We start from the raw sequence: 23,781 nt of genomic DNA on the forward strand, positions 1-23,781 counted from the left end.
GCTTATATATAAAGATTGTTTTTTAAATCCTCTTCATTTTCCACAGCTACTAGAGTAGATTCTTTAAAGACATAACAAGAGTCTGACATCTCGAGTACGTTATCATAGTAATGATCACTCATCAGAATACCTCTTCTAGGTTTTACTGTTTTGATAATTTCTTTCACACGTTCTATTTGAAGTGGAGCGAGCATAGAAAATGGCTCGTCCAGTAAAATAATTGGTCGCTCTGAGTTGATGACCAATAAGAATTCTAAAAATCGTCGTTCTCCTATAGAAAGAGCTTTTACTTTTACGTGATGTACTTTATGAATAAGTGGCTCGTATAAGATCTTGTCCTGGTCTTTGGGATCTGGATACCACATTTGTACTGCATCTACTACAGTTCTTGCACCTATCATAAATGGATCTTGAGGTAAATAAGCAACGAGTTGGTGTTTTAGATGATCACGTAATTGAATAGGTTTTCCATCAAAATGAGCCACGGTATCTGCTTTTGATTTTCCAAAAATAACATTCATCAAAGAAGATTTTCCACAACCGTTTCTACCTAAAAGTCCTGTAATCTTTCCTTTTTCAAGAGTTAAATCCAAGTTATTAATCAAAGTCATTTTTTTAAATCGGCCTACTTTGTATCTATCGATATGAATATGAAGTCTAGACATAGTCCTTAATCAACCAAATGAGTGAAAATGCTACTAGAGAAAACAAAATATGCCCAACATAAGCAAATGTGTACCGTTGTACATTAGAAATTGCTAAATTTTGAAAAACATATTCTTCTGGTTTATGAATATTTTTTTGAGCTAGTAACCCAACTATAAAGCCACCAGTTAGAAATACAAAAAGAGTAGAATAAGGATCGCCTTTTGCGAGGCTTAAAAAGGAGAAGCAACTGTTGTAAAGCATTACTCGCCAGGTAAACCAGAGATTAATTTTATGGTACCACATGCGTTAATTAAATTCTTTTAGTTAGTTCTATACTCTCATTTTTAACGCTTTAATTAACAATCTATTATTGTGAAACAGGATTACTTTTTAAAAGATTCTAAAATCTCTTGATACGTTTTAGTATTATCAGGGTGAGATTCTAAATATTCATAAACCTGTCCTATCACATTTTTTGAAGCGCCTAATTCTTGAAAAAGGTTGATGTCTTTATTCCAGTTTTTGAGACTTCCTTTGCGTGTGGCAAGAGTTTTAGAAAGTAAAGTAATTTTCTTTACTTGTGTGAATCCGCTTGTTGCTTTAATTTTTTCTATTTGAGTAAATAAATCTTCAAAAGTCAGTTGTTCTATTTGCTTCTCTTTGGTCATCTTGCGCAACATGGCAGACATAGACTCCATGCGGCCAAAGAATTTTACATCAAACTCATCTAAACCACACTCCTTTAGACGGCTTATTTCTTTTCTTAGACTAGATTCATCTTGAAAACTTCCATTGATTAAAAAGTCTAATTTGCTACTTAATAATATCTTACAATTATCAGTTAATGGTAGTTCTACTGTAGTCTCTTTTTCTTGAGCATTGCTCAAAAAGGTGATGAAAATAAATAGAAAAATAAAAGGCAGTCTGGTCTTCATAATGTAGTTAACGATGCTTTTGCAAAGTTCGCATATCTTAAGTCAAAGAAAGTGCCAAAACTTTTATTTTCTACAAAATTTAATTTTTAACATAGAAGAAACTGATAGATTTATTTTGTTCTTTAAATACAGTATATGTAATCACTAGTTCTTTAATGTTAATAATAGTTAGTATTTTAGTTGTTTAAGTAAGAATATATTAAATTTATAACTTAACCTTTAAATATTTAACTTATGGCTTACTCTACTAAACCTAAAATGTGGTTTTGGATCGTGACGATCCTCTTTCTAGTTTGGAATCTTATGGGTGTCGGCGCATGGACTGCCGAGGCTATGGGAAGTACAGAAACTCTTATGGAGAATTATACTGCCGAGCAAGTCGCTTTTTATGCCAGCTTCCCGATTTGGTATACTTGGGCATATGGAATAGCGGTATTTGCAGGTGTGTTTTGTTGTGTAGGGTTATTGTTTAAAAGAAAACAAGCCGTTATGCTAGCTTTAATCTCTTTACTAGCCGTGATAATTTGTAGAATTTATGACCTTTCTGTAGATGCATGGAACATGATGGAAACTGCAGACCGTACTTTCTTTATAGTTGTCCCTGTATTATCAGTGGCACTTTGGTTATTTGCTCGTAGTATTAAAAGTAAAGGTTGGCTCAAATAAATGATTAACCAACTAGATTAAGAGAGGTTTTACATAAAAATCTCTCGTGCTGCTCTAAAAGTATTGGCATGTGCCTCGATAATGGTTTTAATTTCTGGAGAATAACCGCCGCCCATACTGCATTGTATAGGTGGGAAAGAATTATTTTGTGATCTCGCTTTCGCGAAAGCGGACAACGCAAATTCATCTCTTCTTTTACAACCTTCTAGACTCATACTTAATCTACCTAATTTGTCACTCTCTAGGACATCTACACCACATAGGTAAAATATGAAATCTGGTTTTTCTTGATGGATGAGATCTGGTAATGTGTTTTTAAGTTCGTTGAGATAATAGTCGTCACCTGATCCATCTGGTACAGCAATGTCTAAATCTGATTGTTCTTTTTTAAATGGATAATTTCCCGCACCATGCATGGAAAATGTAAAAACACTGTCATCGTTTTGAAATATTTGAGCAGTGCCGTTTCCTTGATGCACGTCTAGATCTACAATTAAAATTTTATCAGCAAGATGGTGGTGTTGCAAATACCTTGCAGCGATAGCCTGGTCATTTAATAGACAGAATGCTTCTCCATGATCGGTATAAGCGTGGTGTGTGCCTCCTGCTATATTCATAGCGATGCGGTGATCATATGCCTTGATGCAGCCATCTATGGTACCTTGGGCAATGCGCAATTCACGTTCTACTAATAATGCACTGAATGGAAATCCGGTCTTTCTTATAGCTTTCTTATCTAAAGTAAGCTCTTTTAAATCTTTAAGATACTGATCGGTATGTGCTCTTAAGACATCTATATCAGGACATAGTTTGCTAGGCTCAAAAAAGTCTGAAGCAGTAGCTGTTCCTTCATGTAGTAATTGTTGAGTCAACAATTCATACTTAATCATGGGAAAGCGATGTCTGTCTGGGAGCACATGCTGGTAGATAGAATGATAAGCTATAGGAAACAATGAAGTGTTGTTTTAGATTATTTAATGGTATTTTCAAAAATAAGTCTTAGTAAGGTGAATAGAATTACATCTATTTGAAATTTAAAACACATTTATTTTAACGACCACTTACTGTCAATTATCTTTGCAATAAATAGTATTTTATCAAATCACTTTTTGCAATTTTAATGTTAATGACTTTTGGCATGCGACCAGCATATCAGGCGAGTTATTATCTCTATTTTCAAATGAATATAGATGTGATAGTGGCAAAGTATTGCGTGAATAAAGAAAGACCGCAATTAAAATGCAATGGTAAGTGCCATCTTAACAAGCAAATTACACTAGCTGCTCAAGAAGACGCTGGTACAAATTCTAAGACTGTACAGCTGGCAAATGCTTTTTACCCTATTTTTTTTCAGGTAATAGATAATGATTATTTGACACCTGTTTTCAGTACTCATATTCATAATAACTTCAGGTATCATAATTCTTACAGGTACTCTAGGTCTTGGAGTTACAATCCGCCTCCTAGGTTACTTTCTTAATTACTTCAGTTTTACTTATTCTATGCCATCGCTTTGATGGGATATTCTCTTAATTATTTATGCCTCTAAAAAGAAATAGGCGTGAGTAGAAATATATTACTATGAAAAAATTTCAATTTATAGCTGTACTGCTTGCTGGTATGTCAGCTTTCGCTCAAAGCGATAACAACACAACATCTACAGAGCATACTTACAATGGTAACCGACCAGATGGTCATGCGCCGATTAATGTAATGGGAGACCATACACATGCAAAGGGAGAATTTATGTTCTCTTATAGATTTGCCACAACTACCATGAAGGATCTAAAAAGAGGTAGTGAAGATGTTTCTTTTGAGAGTGTTTTACTACCTAACGGTGGCGATTATATGGTTACTCCTACAGAGATGACCATGAATATGCACATGCTAGGAGCTATGTATGCGCCTACAGATAAGTTGACACTTATGGCAATGACTATGTATATGGATATGAGCATGGAGCATTTAACTGCTATGGGTGGTACTTTTACTACAGAGTCTAGTGGATTAGGAGATACATCACTGTCTGCATTATATCAGTTCTTTAAGAAACCTACTTATAGACTTCATGCACAATTAGGAGTGTCTATTCCTACAGGTTCTATTGATAATGAAGATGTGATTCCTGCAAGTATGGGTAACGACGTCGTTTTACCTTATCCTATGCAGGTAGGTAGTGGTACTTATAGCGGTATTCTTGCTGTTACTTATTTAGGACAAAGCAAGAATTTTTCTTGGGGTTCTCAAATGAGAGGTGAAAAAAGATTCAGCGATAACGATAATGGTTATACGCTAGGAGATCGTTTAAACTGGAATAACTGGGCTGCTTACAAGGCAACAGACTGGTTAAGCGTGTCAACTCGTATAGAGGCAGTTAAGGTAGAGGATATTGATGGCGCAAACCCTGACTTGAATCCGCTTATGGTTATTACGGCAGATACTCGCAATTCTGGTGGTAGCTGGTTAAATGGTGGGCTAGGTGTTAATCTTTATGCGCCTTCTGGATCATTAAAAGGTTTTAGATTAGGCTTAGAATATAGCTTACCTATTGTACAAGAATTTAACGGTGTACAACTTAAGAATCAAGACGTGTTTACTGCAGGATTGCAATACGCATTTTAATTTATATCTAGAATAACTACAATCTATTGATTAGATTGTAGTTATTCCATTAACTTTGAAAGAAAAACTATGAAAAATTCAATTTATATTTTATTACTAGCTGTTCTAACTCTTGCCTCATGTAAGAACGAGCCTAGTAAAGAAGAGATAGCATTACAAAAGCAAATAGAAGCCTACGACCTTCTTATGACTGAGGCCATGGATGTACATGACGAGATCATGCCTAAAATGGGAGAGCTTATAGAGCTTAAAGGAGAACTAGTTGCTAGTAAAGAAGGAGCTGAGTTAAGTGAAGGTCAATTAATGAAGTTAGATGCAACTGCAGGTAACTTAAAAGCATCTCACGACGGTATGATGGACTGGATGGCAGACTATTCTGAGAAATTTCCTTATGGTGAACCATCTCCAGAGACTAAAGCTGATCTTGATAAAAAAATGCCAGTTTTAGAACAAGAAGTAGTAGAGATTAAAGAATTAAGAGATCACACGATGACGGCGATTACTAATGCTAAAGAAATTTTAGCTAACTAATTAAAGTTTTATCTATTTTAAAAGTCGCATTATCAGCTGGTAATGTGACTTTTTTCATTTCATAAGCTCTTATTAAATAGTATGCTCGCTTTAAGGGAAAAAAGTATCTTTGTTATAGTCTAAAAATCTTTATGTTAGAATTAGAAAATCACGAATACGAAAAAGCAATCCTCGTAGGTGTTGTTACTCAACAACAAAATGAAGATAAGCTTAATGAATACATGGATGAGTTAGAGTTTCTAGCTTATACCGCTGGTGCAACCGTTAGTAAACGTTTTCATCAAAAAATGCAAAAACCCAATCCTAAGACTTTTGTAGGAAAGGGTAAAATGGAAGAAATCGCAGCCTATGTGCAATCACATAATATAGGTACCATTATTTTTGATGATGAGCTTTCTCCATCTCAGCAAAAGAATATTGAAAAAATTCTCGAGGCAAAAATTATTGATAGAACCTATTTGATTCTAGACATATTTGCACAACGAGCACAAACCAGTTATGCACGTACTCAAGTAGAACTGGCACAATATGAATACCTCTTACCTCGATTAGTTGGACTATGGACGCACCTTGAAAGACAAAAAGGTGGTATAGGAATGCGTGGTCCTGGAGAAACTGAAATAGAAACCGATAGACGTATTGTACGCGATCGCATCACATTACTTAAGAAAAAACTCCTGACCATCGATAAGCAAATGTCCACACAACGTGGTAATCGTGGTGCATTAGTTCGTGTAGCGTTAGTCGGTTACACAAATGTTGGAAAAAGTACGTTGATGAATACCGTTGCAAAAAGTGAGGTATTTGCAGAAAATAAACTCTTTGCAACATTAGATACTACGGTACGCAAAGTAGTGCTGCGCAACATGCCTTTTTTATTGACAGATACGGTAGGGTTTATAAGAAAACTGCCTACACAACTGGTAGAGTCTTTTAAATCGACGTTAGATGAAGTCCGAGAATCTGATTTACTGCTTCATGTTGTAGATATATCCCATGAATCTTTTGAAGATCATATTGCTTCTGTAAATAGAATTTTGGGAGAAATAGACGCGACCGATAAGCCTATGATTATGGTTTTTAATAAAATTGATGCTTACAAGGCTCAAGATTATGACGAAACTGATTTAATGGAAGAGCGTACTTCTGCTCATTACTCACTAGAAGAATGGCGTGAAACATGGATGGCAAAAATGGGTGAAAACGTGATCTTTATTTCAGCTACCGAAAAGGAAAATATGGATGATTTCCGTAAGAAAGTATATGATCGTGTACGTGAGATTCACGTGAAGCGTTTTCCTTATAACGCATTTTTATATCCTGAATATGTAGAAGAAGAAGAGTAAAAGAAAATATTGTTTATAATTAAAAAAGGGTGGAGTTAATTCCACCCTTTTTTATATTTAGGTATTAAAAGTTGCCTTATGAAAAAAGTCATTTTTGCACTAGTTTTACTAGTAACTTTAAGCTCTTGCCAGCAAAAAGAAACTGCACAAACGTTTATTGGAGAAGAATTGAAAACTATGGAAGATAGAAAAGCATTTCTTCAAGAGGTGTTTGAATCTGACCAACAAGTAAGAGAAGGTTTATCTGAAACTGAATTAAGTGAAAAAGCCTACTACGATAGAATGGATGAAGCAGATGACGTTAATTTGTCTAAAATCAAATGGTATCTAGATAACTATGATTATCCTAGTAAAAAGGTGTTCAATGAATCTCAATCTATGATTCCTGCCTTAGTGGTTCATCATTCTTTTGAGCCTAATATTAGAAGAAAAATGTACCCTAAATTCAAGACGGCTTATGATGAAAAAAATCTGGATCCAGATTTTTTTGCTCTTTACCTAGGAAGACTTTTCGAAATTGAAAACGATACATATTTTAGAATGCAAAGTCCTTATAGTATTGAAGATCAAATATCGACTCTTATCGATACTTTACAATTAAAAAAATAAACTATAAGCTCCTATAACAAAGAGGGGTATTCGTTACACCATTTTTGATAAGAGCAATTAATAAAATCATCGTCGTTTTCCTTAACTTTAAAGCCTAGGGGAAATACATAATATAATTGAATGACTGACGACGTTGCAATAGATAAAAAGGCACTTTTAGAGCCTTTTCCATACCATAAAAAACTAAGAGACCATTTAAAAAGTCGCAAGAAAACCTGGCAATGGTTTAAAGACGAGAAGGTTAAAGCACAACAAGTAGAGTCTTTTAAAAAGAATCTGCTTAAAAACACTTACCGTCTAGATCTAGATAGTCATGCAAATTTATACCGTGTGTCTGACGCTATTTGTAAAGACCTAAATATCGATGCACAAGTCACTTTCTATCAAGAGAACAACAGTCTACAAGTAAATGCAAGTATTTCTGTAATTGAGAGAGAAGCGCATATTGTTTTTTCTGGTAATGTTTTACAGTTGTTAGATGATAAACAGTTAAAGGCCTTAATAGCTCACGAGCTCTCGCACTACCTTTTCTTTAAAATAGAAGATGGAGATTATGAGGTGACACAACGTATAGTTCTTGCTCTAGCAAACGACTCTCGTAGTGAGGATAGCATCATAGAAACGGCACGTATTTTTCAACTGTACCTCGAACTTTTTTGTGATACAGGTGCTTTTAAATCTTGTAGAGAACACTACACGGTTATACAAATGCTCATCAAATTAAATACAGGGCTGGCAGACGTAAATGCACAAAGTTACCTAGACCAGGCCAAAGAAATCATAAGTCAGGAAGATGAATCTACTAACCAGCAAACACACCCAGAATCCTACTTGCGCAGTATTGCTCTAGATTTAAAAGCACGCAATTCTAAAGATTATGAAGAAGAACTACACAGGTTAATAGAGGGAAAGTGGGATATCAATAGCCTAGATATTTTTGAACAAGAAGAGACTCGAGCATTAACATCTGACTTTATACAGCTTATTTTAAGGCCTCAATGGATCAATTCTAATGCTGTGATGAATCTAGCACAACAGTTTTTTCCAGACTTTAATAGAAGTGAAAAGATAGATACGAGTTCGCTTTCGCGAAAGCTGAAACACACCACACCTAGTACTAAGAGTTATTTATGTTATCTCTTATTGGACTTTGCTAGAATAGATAGCGCACTAGAAAAATTACCGCTCGCGCATACTTTGGAGGTGTCAGAATTATTAGAGTTAAAAGAAGATTACGAGCGTATTCTAAGAAAGGAGTTAAAACTGACTATTAGAGATTTCAAGAAATTAAAGGAAGAGGCTATGAATGATTTGAGCCGTGTAACCGAGAACCCAGATAGCAGTATTTACGACAATGAGTGATTATAAAGCAAGTTTTTTCAGTCTGCTAGATGAGGTTAAAGAACATGGAGGCAGTACGACACCAGATTTTATAGCTAGAGTATTACCACTTTTAGAAAAAGCACATTTTCTTAGAGAGCGCAATCTAGTTTTAGGTATTTATTCTATCGATTCTATTGATTATAACGGTCGCGTGCTAGTAACTGAATCTGAGGGAAAAAATTTCACACAGTCTAATAAAGTATTCAAGAAGCCTAAACAACGTTATGCGGTTGAGGTAAGTGTAAATTATAAAGAGGTAAGTTCTCTTGACCCATTAGATGCTCCAGATGATTATGGTGATAGACTTTATGATCATGACGCGATTCATAAAGATCTAGATGTTCCTATTTCAAAACCGGTCTATTTACCGCATTATAAAACTTGGGATTTTGAAACTGGTCATTACGATCCTATTACCGAGATTTTTACATTAGGTTTTATACTAGCTAGTGTAGCCTATGGTATAGATTTTAGAGATGTAGAAGAGTTAGAGCGTTTTGTAGAAAACAGAGAGCGACTTTATTTTTATAATAAAAACTTGCACCCTACTATACATCATGTAATTAGGGAGATGACACCACTTTATAGAGAAGGTCGTGCGCCTAGTCTAGAAGAAATAATAGCAAAGCTTAAAAATTATCGTGATTTTAATCCAGAAAACTATGTAGATCTTACCGATACAGAAGGTTTTAGAAATCTAAATCTGTCGGATCGTGGTAGTTATATTCTAGATAAATTAAAACGCAGACTCTTTGATATCTCTAGAAGAAATAAATTACTCTATTTTAATGATCGAGGTGGTTTTTTAAACCTTACAGAGTCCTCTGTACCTATGTTGTTGGACTATAAAAATATCAATGAGAAAGATTTAATATTTTGGAATAGTCATATACAGACTCAATTTATAAGCAAGAAAAAGATAAATCTTAACCGCTATCTAGACATAGATCAAAATAGATTTTTATCTCCAGCACTTAATAAAATACGATTAGAAGCGCGCAAGAGTAAGAACGAATACGGTTTTGACCAGCTGCGTGTTGTAGTCGCATTTTTACACTGGTATAATTTTAAAGAAAGCGCAGACGAGCGTATAAGTTCGCCACTTTTATTACTGCCAGTTTCTATCACAAAGAAAAAGGGGATAAAAGATAAGTATGAATTAACGGTAAATGATACAGAGGCCGAGGTGAATCCTGTCTTGAGTTATTACCTCAAGGATCTTTATGACATAGATTTGCCAGATTTTGTAGATCTAGAAACGAGTAGCATAGAAGAGCTGGTACAAAGTATAAAAAATCAGATTGCTCTAGGCGGCACAGGAATAGATTTACAATGGCGCGATAAGCCTAAAATACAGCTCATACATAAAATTGCAAAACGCAACTTTAAACTTAAAAAGCGTAAACTTAATAACCGTAATTCTGGTTTAAGCACTCGTAGTTATGACTATTCTTATGACGCTGAAAATGTGAAGCCGTTAGGTCTCGCAATTTTCAACAATCTAATTGCCAAAAAACACAACCAGTTAGAATACATCATTAACGAAGACATTAATCCCTACACAGATCTTGCTGTTGCAGAGCGCAGGCGTAGTTTTTACCATACCGATAACGATGGAAAGGTGAATCCGCTGGTGTGGGAAGTGGATACTTGCAACATGACTCTAGGTAATTTTAAATACCGTAAAATGAGTCTTGTACGTGATTATTCTGAGATCTTAAAAGCAGATATTAAAGATGATGTTTTTGATGAGCTCTTCAGCGATCAGCCTAAAAATATTAATCTAGACGCTTATAAAAAAACCAGTCTAGAAGAGCTGTATCCTATTATACAGTCCGACCCAACACAATCGCAAGCGGTTTTAAAAGCACGATCTGGAGAGAATTATATTATTCAAGGACCACCAGGAACAGGTAAATCACAAACGATTACTAACCTCATAGCCGACTATGTGGCGAGAGATAAAAAAGTACTTTTCGTTTGTGAAAAGCGTGCAGCGTTAGATGTAGTTTTTCACCGTTTAAAAAATAAAAAATTAGATGAGTTGTGTTGCTTAATTCACGATTCTCAAACCGATAAAAAAGCTTTTATCATGAACCTCAAAGATACGTATGAGGCTTTCATGAAAAAGAATATGAATACGAGCACGCTTTCGCGAAAGCGAGATAAAACCATCCAAGAAATAGAAACACATCTAGGTAAATTAGAAAAGTTTCATATAAATATGCGAGATGGTGAGCCGCCTTTATACGATTTATATCAAGTATTGATCGCTTATTATCAAGAAAAGGAAATGCTCTCAGATCAAGAGTTGATTTATGTACCTTTTTATAAAGAATGGGCAGATAATGAAACGTGGATCACAGAATTTATCTCGCAAGTAAAGCTTAATGACCACGGCAGTTCTATTGCAAACTATGCTTTAAATGGTGTTGCTGTAGAAATATTACAGGCATCTAATGTAAAAGGAGAGGTGCTTGAGAAGATAGAAAAAGCTACAGATGGATTAGATGCCCTGGTAGAACTGTTAGATCAACAAGAAGTTGAGGTAAAAGAACAATCTATAGAGGCGTGGCATCAAGAATTTGATTTTGCAGAGAAAGTAGCGAGAATAGTAGAGCGTGATTCTTTAGGTATTTTTGATAAAAAAACCATCGCCGCGTCAGAGTTAGATAACCTGAATAGAAAATTAGAGAAACAAAGAAGGCTGCACGAGCGACTTATAGAAGAGAATGAAAACTGGACTCAAAAATTTGATGATACAGACGCAAAGACAGCTCTCCAAAAATGGGAGAAGCTAGACGGTAGTTTCTTTAAATTTCTAAATCCGGGCTGGTATAAATTAAAAGGACAGGTAAAAGCTTCTTATAATTTTAATGCCCACCAGATAAAACCAGAAATAAGCAATGTTCTTAAATCGCTTAATGAAGAATATGAAGCGTTAGAGCAGTTAGAGGAGCAAAGAGAAGAGGCGGCACAAAGATTTGGTCTTACTAATTTTGTAACAGATTATCATTGGATTCAAGAGCAGCAAGATAATCCAGATCATATTATCAAAGCATGGACGACTAGAGATCATACTTCTTATGTACGTTCCTTATTAAGTTTTAAATCTCAATTTGATGAGTTGTATAATCATCTAGAAGGTCTGTTCTCTAATCATGGAGCGCAGACACTATCGCAAATTGAAGACCAATTGCAGCGTGGAAGAGCCGCTGTACATACCCTAGGTTTATTTGCTCCTTATATAGAGCAACTTCATGGGTTGAGTCCAGAGATGCAACAGAATCTACGCACCAGAGACTGGCAAACAGATGATATTGCTTTTCACACCGCTTATAAATCTGTAAAGGAGGTTTATGAAAAGGATCCTGTGTTTTCTCAATCTAGTGAAGACGGTTTAGGAAATTCTGTGCGTAAAATAAGCTCGCTATTAGATAGTTATTACGATTCTAATGTCGCATTTATACGTTCTAAGATTAGAGATAAATTCTTAAATAAAGTGCGTATTACAGAGTCTGTGGCTGCACAGTTAACAGAAGAAGAGAAAGTTCTTAAAAAGGAATACAATGCATCGCGCAGGATTCTGGAAAATGAATTCGGTAAGAGCATGCGTTATAAATCTATACGTGAACTTGCGACTGGAGATGCCCAAGATATTATGACTACACTTAAACCAGTGTGGTTAATGAGTCCGCTTAGTGTTAGTGATTCTATGCCTATTGACACCTCTATTTTTGATGTGGTTATTTATGACGAGGCATCTCAAATAACGGTAGAAGAAGGTGTTCCTTCACTTTTCAGAACTCATCAAACTATAATTGTAGGAGATGAAATGCAAATGCCGCCTACTAACTTTTTCAGTGCAAATGTTACCGATCAAGAAGAAGACGAAGAAGAAACAGAAGAAAAAATAGGTATAAGTCTCGATGCAGATAGTTTATTAAATCAAGGGGCTCGTAAATTGAGTTCTGTAATGTTAGGCTGGCATTACCGCAGCCGTCGGGAGAGTTTAATAAGTTTTAGTAATGCAGCATTTTATAAAAGAAACCTACTTACTATACCAGACAGTCGCATACCTAATGCTGGTATTGAGCCACTAGCTCCTATAATAGATCCAGATCAAGAAATCGATTATAAAGATGTTTTGAGCCGCAGCATCAGTTATCATTATATGGAAAATGCTATTTACCATAAACGTACTAATAAAGATGAGGCTGCTTATATCGCAAACTTGGTACGTACTTTCTTAATGAATGACATTAAAAAAAGTATAGGTATTGTAGCTTTTTCTATGGATCAACAAAGTGAGATAGAGAGTGCTCTCGATAAACTAGCGTTAGAAGACCCTCAATTCGGTATACAATTAGAAGAAGAATACCAGCGTACAGAAGAAGATCAATTCATAGGTTTATTTGTCAAAAATCTAGAAAATGTTCAGGGTGATGAGCGTGATATAATTATCATGAGTATTTGTTATGGGTTTAATAATCAGGGCAAGATGTTTATGAACTTTGGACCTATTAATAGACGCGGTGGTGAGAAGAGGCTTAATGTTATCTTTTCAAGAGCAAAGCAAAATATGATGATCGTTTCTTCTATTCAGGCAGAAAATATCAAGAACGATTATAATGAAGGAGCAAATTACTTTAAGAAGTTCTTGAAGTACGCAAAACATACATCTGATGGTCAGTTAATGGCGGCCAATTCTGTTCTCGATAATTTACATGCTCACGAAGATGAAGCTGAGAAAACCAAACGTCTGCCTATTATTAATCAGTTGAAAGAAAAGCTGGAAGCCAAAGGTTATACGATAGACGATGCCGTTGGGCAATCTCATTTTAAATGTGATATCGCTGTGCGCGAAAACGAGGCGACTTCTTACAAACTTGCTATATTAATAGATCGTTCTACTCATTATGCAACTGATAATATCTTGGAGCAATACTGTCAGAAACCAGATGTTCTAAGAGCATTCGGCTGGAAACTGCAACATGTTTATAGCAAAGACTGGTTAGAACAACCAGAACGTGTGATGGAAAAAATCATGCAAAGGTTAGAAGGTGAACTTGAACTCGAAACGGAACTCGAACTTGAAAATGAACTTGAGAACAAATCTGAAAACGAATTAGAGACTCCAATTGAAGAGCAGATTTCATCTACTGTAAATGAAGAATTACCAGCTGCAAAACCTCAGGAAAAGAAAGATCTATTAGAACTTGATGAGGATTTGAAACCTAAAAAAGAAGAAAAATCTAGTAGCAATTTAATCTTTAAACGTTATGAATTCTCAGAAGGTTCTAGTAACAAGTTTTGGGAAATTTCTGTGGATGGATTTGATATCATTACTAGATATGGTCGCATAGGTAATAAAGCACAAGAAAATAGAAAAACCTTTGAAGATCAAGTATCAGTTCTTAAAGAAGAAATGCGATTAATAGGAGTGAAAACTCGTAAGGGGTATAGACCGGTTTAGTTTTTATTCCCACTTAATCTGCATTCTCTTAATACGATCGGCGAGCTTTTCACTAGATAACTTTTCGCGTAAGCGGTCTGTAATTATAGGAAATGAAAATGGAGTAGGTTGTTTGCAAGCTTTCCATACTATCGTTTGGTTTTCAATACGTTCAAAAGCTTCTCGCAAGCGATATTCTTCAATTTCTTGCTCGTAGGTTTCTGTGTATGCCTGACGGTAAAGTAAATTATCAGGTTCATTATCTCTAAATACCTCAAAGAGCAACTGACTGCTGCTTTGCAGGTGTTTTACTTTTACGGCTTTGTTAGGATAGCCGGTAAATACTAATCCAGAAATAACAGCGATATCTCTAAATTTTCTTTTGGCAAGCTCAGTGGCATTGACACTGGCTTCTAAATCTTCAAGAATCATGTCTGATGTGATGAGGTTGTTGTCCAGCACATTTTGCATATCAAATTCTTGATCACTTAGTATTTCAAAACCGTAATCGTTATAAGCTAGCGTAAAACTGATAGGCTGTAATAAACTCATGCGATAAGCCAGGAGTCCTGCCATAGCCATGTGAACTAATCGACCTTCAAAAGGGTAAAATACCGAATGGTATCCTTCTCTAGTCTTAAACGTTTCTATCAAGAATTCATGATTCTGTGGTACAATGCTTTCTTGCTGTTGTCTATTAATAATGTCTTTGAGCGCTTTTACCTCTGGAGTTCTCTTTTTACCGCTTTGAAAATGCTGCATTTCTTCTCTTAGTAATTCACCTAATTGAGAGGTTAATGGCATGCGGCTACCCATCCAGCTGGTAACCTTTGCTTTTTTCTTTGAAGAATTACGCACTTGTGCTACCATTCCCTTTAAACGTACAAATTCTAGAGTACGACCGGCAAATACAAAAACATCACCACGTGATAATTGACTTATAAAATACTCTTCTATAGAACCTATGTAGCCGCCAGTAGCATATTTTACAGTAATACTAGTTCCTGTTACTATGGTTCCCATTTGTAAACGATGTCGCATGGCGATACCGCGATCGTTTATAAAATAACGACCATCCTCATCTATGGAGACCTTTTTATACTCATCATAAGATTCTAATGAAGCACTACCATAAACTATAAAGTGCAAGCACCATTCAAATTCTTCATAAGTAAGTTCTTGATAACAAAAAGTAGCCTTTACCTCTGGATATATATGATCAGGATAAAAACCTCCAGAAACGGCTAGCGTGCATAAATATTGAATAAGTACATCATAACAATTTAGATAAGGCAGTCTGTCCTCAACAGCTTGGGTTTTAACGGCCACCTGTAAAGCGCTCGCTTCTATAAGTTCTAACGCATGTGTAGGTAAAAAGTAAATAACCGACGTTACTCCAGGTCGGTGACCAGATCTTCCTGCGCGTTGTAAAAAACGAGCTACCCCTTTGGGACTTCCTACTTGAATGATGGTTTCCACAGGCGCAAAATCAACTCCTAAATCTAGTGAAGAGGTGCAAATACAAGCTTTTAGAGACTCGTTTCTAATAGCATTTTCTACCCAAATACGTGTTTCTTTATTGATGGATCCATGATGCATAGCTACCTCACCAGCAAATTCTGGATGTTTATGCATTAATGCCTGAAACCACAATTCACATTGCGCTCTGGTATTAGTAAAAATCAGTGTTGATTTACTTTCGTTGATAATCTTTACAACATCTTCAAGGAGATGCAATCCTAAATGACCACGCCATGGAAATTTCTCCATCGTTTCTGGAATGATGGAGCGTACTTCTATTTCTTTTTTAAGATTTGCTTTGATGAGTACACTATTGTCATAGCGGTAAGAATCCACTCCTAATAAAACCTGTCTAGCTTGTTCTAGATTTCCTATTGTTGCACTAATTCCCCATATGCGCAGGTTTTTGTTAATTCCTGAGAGTCTAGAGAGGCCCAGTTCCATTTGTACACCACGTTTGGTGCCTAGTAGTTCGTGCCATTCATCAATAATAATGGCGTTACAATCTTTAAATACATTTACATGATCCTTAGTGGCAAGCAATAAATGCAAGCTCTCTGGGGTGGTAATTAATAAATCGGGCATGGCTTTTTTTTGCGCAGCCCTTTCTTTTGTGGTGGTGTCACCAGACCTTATTCCTACCGTAAATGGTAAGCCTATACCGTCCACAAATTTTTGCGAAGTTTGTGCTATTTCTTGAGATAGCGATCTTAAAGGTGTGATCCAGATCGCTTTTAACCCTTTTTTATTTTTGGTTTTATAATCTGGGTTTGATTTAATATAACTAAGAACTATTCCTACCCAAAGTGCGTATGTTTTACCACTACCAGTAGGTGCGTTGAGCAGTCCGTTTTTACCAGATAGAAAAGCATCCCAAGTCTGTTTTTGAAACGGAAAAGCTTTCCAGCCTTGGGTCTCAAAATAGGATTCGGCGATATGGAGTAATTCTTTTTTTGTCATGAAACTTTCTGCGTTGCTGGAAGTCTTTTAGTTAGTCGGTCTATTTGCTTCTTTTAAGTGTCTTGAAGGTCCAGTAGAGATCTTGAGATGGATTTTGTTATTTCTCGCTTTCGCGAAAGCGTAAACAAATTATAAATCAAGAATAAGAAATAAAATAATGGACTTGTGTTAGTAACCTATTAAATTTGAATCTTTAAAGTCAACATATGTCAGAAAAGCTTACCATTTTACAAGATAAATTAGAAGATAGGCATCATGTTTTTATGGTGTACAAGAGTCAGGTAAATAAAGATTTACAGCGATCTGGTTATGAGTCTATAGAAATTAATGAACCTAAGGAATTTCTAGATGCTCTAGTTTCTTTATTAAACGAGGCAATAGAAGATAGTGATCCTAAATTGCAACAGTTATATTACCTGGCAGATGTGCAAGAAAAAAACCTAGAACAAGGTATTATTCTAGGTTTCATTATGAGAGAATGGAGTAAAATTCAATTTAGATTGAGGCAGTAACTCCGTATAATTATAAAACAATTCATTAAAACAGCACCCTAACAAATGGTTGTATGCCATTTTGATACACACTTTTACGATCATTATATAGGACATCATATCGAGCGCCTATTACAAAATTACCTTGTTGATATCCTGCGCCTAAAAATAAGGCAGGCACCCAGTAGGTGTCATTAAAAGCAGGATTATCAAAGTTTCTATTCACATGTAAATATTCAAAATCACCACTAACCTGGAGAAAATCTAGCGGTTGCGCAATAGCTATTAAACTACCACCAGCAATGTTAGATTTATAACCTTGTACGCTAGAATTATTGTTAGGATCAAATTCTGAATAGCTATAATTGAGACCAGCACCTAGACCAACAAACTGATTTACCTGATAAATGGCTTGTGGTGCGATTAATATAGATGTGTAGCTATTTCCAAAGTTTGCGCCTACATTTCCTCCAAATCGGACTTTTTTCCAAAATTCGGATTCATTTTGATTCTGACTGAAAGAAATGCAAGAAAACAGACCGAATAATGATAATATGATAATGTTTTTAAAATAATAGGTTTTCATGATAGAATGATTAACAAATTGTAGTGTTATAAATATACAAAACCTTATGCCATGACAACGTATTTCTTTATTTTTGCCATAACAATTGATAAAAAGGATAAATTTCCTTCCATATATGGACAAGTTTTCATTTCTCAATGCAGCTCACACTGCTCAGTTCGCACAACTTTACGACGAATATTTAATTAATCCTGATCAAGTAGAGCCGTCATGGCGTGCTTTTTTTCAAGGATTTGACTTTGGTATGGAGAGCGCCCACGAGGGTGATCTTATAGTAGAGCACTCAGGAACACCGGTTGCGGTGCCTGAAAATGTGCAAAAAGAATTTCAAGTAGTTAAATTAATTGATGCCTATCGTACAAGAGGTCATTTGTTTACTAAAACAAATCCTGTAAGAGATAGACGTAATTATGAACCTAAACTAGATCTGGTCAACTTCGGTCTTTCTGATAGTGATCTAGATACCGTTTTTGATTCTGGCGAGTTAATAGGCGTAGGTAAAACTACTCTTAGGAACATAGTCGCTCATTTAACTAAAATCTATTGCGAGAGTATAGGTGTAGAATACATGTATATACGTAAGCCAGATGAGGTGAAGTGGATACAAAACTGGTTGCACAAAAATGATAACCATCCTACTTTTAATAAGGAAGAGAAAATACAGATTTTAAAGAAACTTAATGAAGCTGTTTCTTTTGAATCATTTCTTCATACTAAATATGTAGGACAGAAACGTTTTTCTCTAGAAGGAAACGAGTCTTTAATTCCTGCACTAGATGCGTTGATAGAAAATGCAGCAGATAAAGGTGTGGATCAATTTGTTTTAGGAATGGCTCACCGTGGTCGTTTAAATGTGTTGACTAACATTTTTGGAAAGCCTGTAAAGGATATCTTTTCAGAATTTGACGGTAAAGACTACGAGCAAGATATTTTTGATGGTGATGTAAAGTATCACTTAGGATATACAAGTAAAAGAAAAACCGATAATGGTAACGATATCAACATTAATATCGTACCTAATCCATCTCACCTAGAAACAGTAGGTGCGGTAGTAGAAGGTATTACACGTGCAAAACAAGATATGCACACGCCTGAGAATTTTTCTAAGGTGTTACCTATTGTACTACATGGTGATGCAGCAATTGCTGGTCAGGGAATCGTGTATGAAGTAGTGCAAATGGCACAACTAGATGCTTATAAAACTGCAGGTACTATTCACTTAGTTGTAAATAATCAAGTAGGTTTTACCACTAATTACCTAGACGCAAGATCTAGTACCTATTGTACAGATATTGCAAAAGTGACTCTTTCTCCGGTATTGCATGTAAATGCAGACGACGCTGAGGCAGTAGTTCATGCGATGAATTTTGCACTAGATTACCGTATGGAATTTGGTCGTGATGTATTTATCGATTTATTAGGTTATAGAAAATATGGTCATAATGAAGGTGATGAGCCTCGTTTTACACAACCACAATTATATAAAGCGATAGGAAAGCATAAAAATCCACGTGATATTTATGCAGACAGATTACTTAAAGAAGGAATTATAAATAATTCTAAAGTAAAAGAATTAGAAAAGCAATATAAAGAACGTCTAGAAGAAGAACTTGCTACTTCTCGCCAGATGGAAAATACCATCATCACACCATTCATGCAAGATGAGTGGAATGGTTTTGAACAAGCGACGGAAGTGGAAATGATGCAACAGGTAGAAACTGGTGTAGATCGCAAAATTCTAGAAGAAATAACTGCGACTATTTCTAAGCTGCCAGAAGATCGCAACTTCATTAGAAAAATAAAGAAGATTGTAGAAACACGTCAGAAAATGTTTGATGAAGACCGACTAGACTGGGCTATGGGAGAACATCTAGCTTATGGTTCTTTAATGCAAGAAGGTTTTAATGTAAGAATGAGTGGTCAGGATGTAGAAAGAGGTACTTTTTCTCACCGTCACGCAGTGGTCAAATCAGAGAATAATGAGCATGAGTTTATTTTACACAATAACCTTGATGTAAAAGGACAGATGTATATTTACAATTCCCACCTTTCAGAGTATGGAGTGGTAGGATTTGAATATGGTTATGCACTGGCACGACCTAAAACTCTTACAATATGGGAAGCACAATTTGGAGATTTCTCAAATGGTGCACAAATTATGATGGACCAGTACATCAGCGCTGGAGAAGATAAGTGGAAAAACCAGAACGGTCTTGTAAAGTTATTGCCTCACGGTTATGAAGGTCAAGGAGCAGAGCATTCTAGTGCACGTATAGAAAGATATTTGCAGCTTTGTGCAAAGGATAATATGTTTATGGCAAACTGTACAACGCCAGCAAATATATTCCACCTGCTACGCAGACAGATGAAGACTAATTACCGTAAACCACTTGTTGTATTCACTCCTAAATCTTTATTGCGTTACCCTAAAGCGGTAAGCGCGGTGTCAGAATTTGAGAACGGGCATTTTCAAGAAGTTATAGATGTTGATGGTGACGCTTTCGCGAAAGCGGAAACATTAGTATTCACCTCTGGTAAATTCTATTATGATCTATTAGAATATAGAGAAGAAAATAACTGTACCGATGTGGCGCTGGTAAGACTAGAACAATTGTTCCCACTACCAGTAGATCAAATGCAAGAAATTATTAAAAAATACGGTTCTAAAGATGTCGTTTGGGCACAAGAAGAGCCTAGAAATATGGGAGCATATTCCCACTTGATGTTACACATGCCAGAAACAAGAACATGGCGCGTGTGCTCCAGAAATATGTATGCAACACCTGCTTCAGGAAGTTCTACAAGATCTAAGAGAAGACAGGCAAGAATAATAGAAGATGTATTTAATACCAATAAATAAATTATGGCTCTAGAAATGAAAGTGCCTTCACCAGGCGAGTCGATTACAGAAGTAGAAATAGCAGAATGGTTAGTTGCCGATGGTGACTGGGTTGAGAAAGACCAAGCCATAGCAGAGGTAGATAGCGATAAAGCTACCCTAGAATTACCAGCTGAAGCGAGTGGTATTATTACCCTAAAGGCTGAAGAAGGTGATGCTGTTGCGGTGGGTGCTGTTGTGTGTCATATTGATACAGAAGCTGCAAAGCCAGAAGGTGATGCTCCCGCTGCCAAAGTAGAGGCTACTCCTGAAGTTAAAGCCACCCCTGCACCACAAGTTGAAAAGACTAAAGAAACTTATGCTAGCGGTACTGCAAGTCCTGCAGCAAAGAAAATTCTTGATGAAAAAGGTGTAGATACTAAATCTGTTTCTGGTAGCGGTCGTGATGGTCGTATTACTAAGAACGATGCAGTAAATGCAAAACCTTCTATGGGTACTCCAGGAAATGGATCTCGTGGTGAGTCACGTTCTAAGCTTTCTATGTTGCGTAGAAAAGTAGCAGAGCGTCTAGTAAGTGTTAAGAATGAAACTGCAATGTTGACTACTTTTAATGAAGTTGACATGAAACCTATCTTTGATTTACGTAAAGATCATAAGGAAGCGTTTAAGTCTAAACACGGTGTAGGATTAGGATTTATGTCTTTCTTTACCAAAGCTGTAACTAGAGCGCTAGAAATGTATCCAGCGGTTAATTCTATGATCGATGGGAAAGAGATGGTTTCTTATGATTTTGCAGATATTTCTATCGCGGTTTCTGGCCCTAAAGGATTAATGGTTCCTGTAATTAGAAATGCAGAAAACCTTTCTTTTAGAGGAGTAGAACAAGAAGTAAAAAGACTTGCATTAAGAGCAAGAGATGGAAACATCACTATTGATGAGATGACTGGTGGTACGTTTACGATTACTAACGGAGGTGTTTTCGGTAGTATGATGAGTACACCTATTATCAACCCACCACAGAGTGCAATTTTAGGAATGCACAACATTATAGAACGTCCAGTAGTAGTAGATGGTAATATCGTAGCACGTCCTATGATGTATCTAGCTGTTTCTTATGACCACCGTATCATCGATGGAAAAGAATCTGTAGGCTTCTTAGTGGCTATTAAAGAAGCTCTAGAAAATCCAATAGAGATATTGATGGATAATGATGTGAAGAAGGCGTTAGAACTTTAATTCCTTTTTTAATTAATAATTATTGATTTGCATATATGAAATACCAAGCTAGAAATGGCTTGGTATTTTTTTATGCTGATTTTTATTATTCATTAATTTGGGTTTGAAAATATTTCATCCCCTTTTATGTATGTAAAATGAATATCAACTAGTAAACCAACCAGGTGGAGATATGGGTAGAGCGATTGATGAATTATTTGCGCAAATATTTTCTGGACTCAATTTTGGTGATCCTCAACATTTGTTGATGGCCAATGCCTTTGTCGAAGCTATTGGAAATTCATTAGAACAATGGCATAATGATCCTAGTGTAAGTAGCATTGAATATGCTAGAATGGCTTGGTCTGGTGCGATGAAAGCTAGTACAGCCTTTCAAGATCTTGACTTTAATTTTCAAAATGATTCAAATACTAGAAATGCCGTTGAATCTCAAGTTTTTTCACCAAATCAACAATTTCCATTATTGGGAATAATACCAAATGATTGTTAAATGAAAACGATTCTTTTTACTTTTTTGCTGTTTGTATTTAACTGTGAAACACAAACACAAACATCAGCCTCATACGATAGTGAGGTTTATCGATTGATCAATGCGATTTTTAAATCAAAAAATAACCACAGTCAAAACACTTTAATACCGATTAATATTTATCATGATTTAAATCAATCTAGCAAAAATATTGAAGATGAGTTGTTATCGAGATTATTAAATACTGCAAATAATGAAATAGCAATTTCTTTGCCTGCAAGTATTCTTGAGGCCAAAAATTGGAAATCTACTAATACAGACTTTAAAAGTGATCGTTTTGATCAAAATAAGGTTATCGTTAAAAATGTTGTTTTTTGCGATCCATCAGATTGTAATCTCGTTAAGAAAAATGACAAAACAAATTTAATTTATACTATAAATGCCATCTTGTTTTTAGATAATTACGCTATAATTTAAACTACGCATATGTCATCTTTCATTACTGTTTATTTATACAAAAGAGTAGGTGATGATTTTCAAAGACAAGCAATGATTACAGATCCTCCACTAGGATACGAGTAATTTTAAATATTATTTGAAATAAAAAAACCTCCCATGAAAAACGTAGTTTTTCATGGGAGGTTTTTTTTCTGAGAATGCAATAAACTTTATTCTCCTTGATCTAATTTCTTACTCGGCAATACTACCTTGACTCACTGTGGTAGAGCGATCTATTTTCTTAATCAAGCCTTGTAATGCTTTTCCTGGACCTACTTCTATAAATTCTGTAGCGCCGTCTTTAATCATCTCTTGAATAGACTGTGTCCATTTTATTGGTGCATCCTTCTATAGTTTCGATCGTTTTAACATTCCCTTTAGGATCTATTTTTACTAATTTACCTCTCTTCATATTATTGTCTTGTTCACATAGAGGTTTCCTTTACTGTCCATAGCACTGCCCATAGAGTTTTTAAGACTTTCTATATACGTGTCGTTTTACCTTTAGAGTTCATTTATAAATGTGTTTCATTTCCAGAATCTATTTCTCAAGTTTCATATTCTGAAATATATACATGGTCATCTTTTGCAAACTGAATGAAACCGTTTGTAGGAATACCGCTAGTAAGTGTTAAGGTGTTAGGATTTTCTTCTGAAGGCACTGCGGTAAATAACAATCCAATAACAACAATGAGTTTAAACGATATAGTTTTTATCATGATATAGATATTAAGTAGGTAAACATCTAGAATTGAAAATATACTCTCGACTCTTTGAGTACATATGTACAAATATTTATTGGGTGACATAAAGGTTTTATATATTTCATTTAATTGTAAATGGATATAAAATGTAAGTTGAATACTTATCAATGCGCACAATTAAATCGATAGTATTACTATAGGTAATGCTGTAAAGACTCGGTTGGAGTTATAAATGAATCCTTTTATTCTGCTTTTAAACAGTATATCCACCTTCATGAATAA

General features: G+C 35.5%; 19 protein-coding genes and 1 pseudogene. 13 read left to right on the forward strand and 7 right to left on the reverse strand.

The features are described 5' to 3' along the window. Nucleotides 1-2: 2 nt before the first annotated feature. Nucleotides 3-665: an ATP-binding cassette domain-containing protein gene (locus LY01_RS03670; RefSeq protein ID WP_104514445.1), complete on the reverse strand. Its 663-nt coding sequence runs from the start codon at nt 663-665 to the stop codon at nt 3-5. Nucleotides 666-1,031: 366 nt separating this feature from the next. Next, nucleotides 1,032-1,583: a hypothetical protein gene (locus LY01_RS03680; protein ID WP_104514447.1), complete on the reverse strand. Its 552-nt coding sequence runs from the start codon at nt 1,581-1,583 to the stop codon at nt 1,032-1,034. A gap of 234 nt (nt 1,584-1,817) precedes the next feature. Here LY01_RS03680 and LY01_RS03685 point away from each other — a divergent pair, with 234 nt between their 5' ends. After that, nucleotides 1,818-2,249 carry a hypothetical protein gene (locus LY01_RS03685; protein ID WP_104514448.1) on the forward strand — a complete coding sequence of 144 codons (432 nt, stop codon included), beginning with the start codon at nt 1,818-1,820 and terminating at the stop codon, nt 2,247-2,249. Nucleotides 2,250-2,278: 29 nt separating this feature from the next. On the opposite strand, the gene LY01_RS03690 is transcribed toward LY01_RS03685, so the two are convergent. Next, complete coding sequence (locus LY01_RS03690; RefSeq protein ID WP_104514449.1) at nt 2,279-3,202, reverse strand: histone deacetylase family protein; 924 nt, start codon at nt 3,200-3,202, stop codon at nt 2,279-2,281. A gap of 173 nt (nt 3,203-3,375) precedes the next feature. Here LY01_RS03690 and LY01_RS03695 point away from each other — a divergent pair, with 173 nt between their 5' ends. The 7 genes from LY01_RS03695 to LY01_RS03725 all read left to right on the forward strand — a co-directional run bounded on the left by LY01_RS03695 (nt 3,376) and on the right by LY01_RS03725 (nt 14,216). Further along, the gene (locus LY01_RS03695; RefSeq protein ID WP_104514450.1) at nt 3,376-3,729 is read left to right on the forward strand and encodes a hypothetical protein; all 354 of its coding nucleotides are present in this window, start codon (nt 3,376-3,378) and stop codon (nt 3,727-3,729) included. A 101-nt stretch (nt 3,730-3,830) separates the two neighbouring features. Continuing rightward, nucleotides 3,831-4,871 carry a transporter gene (locus LY01_RS03700; protein WP_104514451.1) on the forward strand — a complete coding sequence of 347 codons (1,041 nt, stop codon included), beginning with the start codon at nt 3,831-3,833 and terminating at the stop codon, nt 4,869-4,871. Between the two features lie 69 nt (nt 4,872-4,940). Continuing rightward, nucleotides 4,941-5,402: a hypothetical protein gene (locus LY01_RS03705; protein WP_104514452.1), complete on the forward strand. Its 462-nt coding sequence runs from the start codon at nt 4,941-4,943 to the stop codon at nt 5,400-5,402. Between the two features lie 131 nt (nt 5,403-5,533). Beyond that, a complete protein-coding gene (hflX, locus tag LY01_RS03710) occupies nt 5,534-6,748 on the forward strand; it encodes a GTPase HflX (RefSeq protein WP_104514453.1) in 1,215 nt (404 codons plus the stop codon). Between the two features lie 78 nt (nt 6,749-6,826). Further along, complete coding sequence (locus LY01_RS03715) at nt 6,827-7,357, forward strand: membrane lipoprotein lipid attachment site-containing protein (RefSeq protein WP_104514454.1); 531 nt, start codon at nt 6,827-6,829, stop codon at nt 7,355-7,357. 120 nt (nt 7,358-7,477) lie between these two features. After that, complete coding sequence (locus tag LY01_RS03720) at nt 7,478-8,719, forward strand: M48 family metalloprotease (protein WP_104514455.1); 1,242 nt, start codon at nt 7,478-7,480, stop codon at nt 8,717-8,719. Next, nucleotides 8,712-14,216, forward strand: a complete 5,505-nt coding sequence (locus tag LY01_RS03725; protein WP_104514456.1) for an AAA domain-containing protein — start codon at nt 8,712-8,714, stop codon at nt 14,214-14,216. The genes LY01_RS03720 and LY01_RS03725 overlap by 8 nt, the downstream gene beginning before the upstream one ends. A gap of 3 nt (nt 14,217-14,219) precedes the next feature. Here LY01_RS03725 and LY01_RS03730 read toward each other — a convergent pair whose 3' ends face one another. Further along, entirely contained in the window at nt 14,220-16,676 is a 2,457-nt protein-coding gene (locus tag LY01_RS03730; RefSeq protein ID WP_104514457.1) for a ligase-associated DNA damage response DEXH box helicase, read from the reverse strand. Between the two features lie 206 nt (nt 16,677-16,882). On the opposite strand from LY01_RS03730, the gene LY01_RS03735 reads away from it, so the two are divergent. Continuing rightward, a complete protein-coding gene (locus LY01_RS03735) occupies nt 16,883-17,188 on the forward strand; it encodes a hypothetical protein (RefSeq protein ID WP_104514458.1) in 306 nt (101 codons plus the stop codon). Between the two features lie 25 nt (nt 17,189-17,213). Here LY01_RS03735 and LY01_RS03740 read toward each other — a convergent pair whose 3' ends face one another. After that, nucleotides 17,214-17,753: an alpha-ketoglutarate decarboxylase gene (locus tag LY01_RS03740; protein ID WP_104514459.1), complete on the reverse strand. Its 540-nt coding sequence runs from the start codon at nt 17,751-17,753 to the stop codon at nt 17,214-17,216. 115 nt (nt 17,754-17,868) lie between these two features. Between LY01_RS03740 and LY01_RS03745 the strand changes: the two genes are divergently transcribed. From LY01_RS03745 to LY01_RS03760, 4 genes are all read left to right on the forward strand, one after another. Continuing rightward, nucleotides 17,869-20,613, forward strand: coding sequence for a 2-oxoglutarate dehydrogenase E1 component (locus LY01_RS03745; RefSeq protein WP_104514460.1), 2,745 nt, complete (start codon nt 17,869-17,871; stop codon nt 20,611-20,613). Nucleotides 20,614-20,616: 3 nt separating this feature from the next. Then, a complete protein-coding gene (odhB, locus tag LY01_RS03750; RefSeq protein ID WP_104514461.1) occupies nt 20,617-21,828 on the forward strand; it encodes a 2-oxoglutarate dehydrogenase complex dihydrolipoyllysine-residue succinyltransferase in 1,212 nt (403 codons plus the stop codon). Nucleotides 21,829-22,000: 172 nt separating this feature from the next. After that, on the forward strand, nt 22,001-22,318 hold the full coding sequence (locus LY01_RS03755) for a hypothetical protein (protein WP_104514462.1): 318 nt from the start codon (nt 22,001-22,003) through the stop codon (nt 22,316-22,318). Beyond that, entirely contained in the window at nt 22,319-22,774 is a 456-nt protein-coding gene (locus LY01_RS03760; protein ID WP_104514463.1) for a hypothetical protein, read from the forward strand. It abuts the gene before it with no gap. Between the two features lie 213 nt (nt 22,775-22,987). On the opposite strand, the pseudogene LY01_RS03765 reads toward LY01_RS03760, so the two are convergent. Both LY01_RS03765 and LY01_RS15090 read right to left on the reverse strand, forming a co-directional pair. Then, nucleotides 22,988-23,137 (reverse strand): annotated as a pseudogene (locus tag LY01_RS03765) (ACP S-malonyltransferase); the annotation flags it as partial. A 206-nt stretch (nt 23,138-23,343) separates the two neighbouring features. Then, complete coding sequence (locus tag LY01_RS15090; protein WP_170034496.1) at nt 23,344-23,514, reverse strand: hypothetical protein; 171 nt, start codon at nt 23,512-23,514, stop codon at nt 23,344-23,346. Nucleotides 23,515-23,781 lie beyond the last annotated feature (267 nt).

Origin of the sequence: Nonlabens xylanidelens, assembly GCF_002934445.1 — a bacterium.
Taxonomy (GTDB): Bacteria; Bacteroidota; Bacteroidia; order Flavobacteriales; family Flavobacteriaceae; genus Nonlabens; species Nonlabens xylanidelens.

Coding starts and splice junctions, on each gene's coding strand:
- LY01_RS03670 (WP_104514445.1), bottom strand. CDS start 665: ATGTCTAGACTTCATATTCATATCGATAGATACAAAGTAGGCCGATTT.
- LY01_RS03680 (WP_104514447.1), bottom strand. CDS start 1,583: ATGAAGACCAGACTGCCTTTTATTTTTCTATTTATTTTCATCACCTTT.
- LY01_RS03685 (WP_104514448.1), top strand. CDS start 1,818: ATGGCTTACTCTACTAAACCTAAAATGTGGTTTTGGATCGTGACGATC.
- LY01_RS03695 (WP_104514450.1), top strand. CDS start 3,376: ATGACTTTTGGCATGCGACCAGCATATCAGGCGAGTTATTATCTCTAT.
- LY01_RS03700 (WP_104514451.1), top strand. CDS start 3,831: ATGAAAAAATTTCAATTTATAGCTGTACTGCTTGCTGGTATGTCAGCT.
- LY01_RS03705 (WP_104514452.1), top strand. CDS start 4,941: ATGAAAAATTCAATTTATATTTTATTACTAGCTGTTCTAACTCTTGCC.
- hflX (WP_104514453.1), top strand. CDS start 5,534: ATGTTAGAATTAGAAAATCACGAATACGAAAAAGCAATCCTCGTAGGT.
- LY01_RS03715 (WP_104514454.1), top strand. CDS start 6,827: ATGAAAAAAGTCATTTTTGCACTAGTTTTACTAGTAACTTTAAGCTCT.
- LY01_RS03720 (WP_104514455.1), top strand. CDS start 7,478: ATGACTGACGACGTTGCAATAGATAAAAAGGCACTTTTAGAGCCTTTT.
- LY01_RS03725 (WP_104514456.1), top strand. CDS start 8,712: ATGAGTGATTATAAAGCAAGTTTTTTCAGTCTGCTAGATGAGGTTAAA.
- LY01_RS03730 (WP_104514457.1), bottom strand. CDS start 16,676: ATGACAAAAAAAGAATTACTCCATATCGCCGAATCCTATTTTGAGACC.
- LY01_RS03735 (WP_104514458.1), top strand. CDS start 16,883: ATGTCAGAAAAGCTTACCATTTTACAAGATAAATTAGAAGATAGGCAT.
- LY01_RS03740 (WP_104514459.1), bottom strand. CDS start 17,753: ATGAAAACCTATTATTTTAAAAACATTATCATATTATCATTATTCGGT.
- LY01_RS03745 (WP_104514460.1), top strand. CDS start 17,869: ATGGACAAGTTTTCATTTCTCAATGCAGCTCACACTGCTCAGTTCGCA.
- odhB (WP_104514461.1), top strand. CDS start 20,617: ATGGCTCTAGAAATGAAAGTGCCTTCACCAGGCGAGTCGATTACAGAA.
- LY01_RS03755 (WP_104514462.1), top strand. CDS start 22,001: ATGGGTAGAGCGATTGATGAATTATTTGCGCAAATATTTTCTGGACTC.
- LY01_RS03760 (WP_104514463.1), top strand. CDS start 22,319: ATGAAAACGATTCTTTTTACTTTTTTGCTGTTTGTATTTAACTGTGAA.
- LY01_RS15090 (WP_170034496.1), bottom strand. CDS start 23,514: ATGATAAAAACTATATCGTTTAAACTCATTGTTGTTATTGGATTGTTA.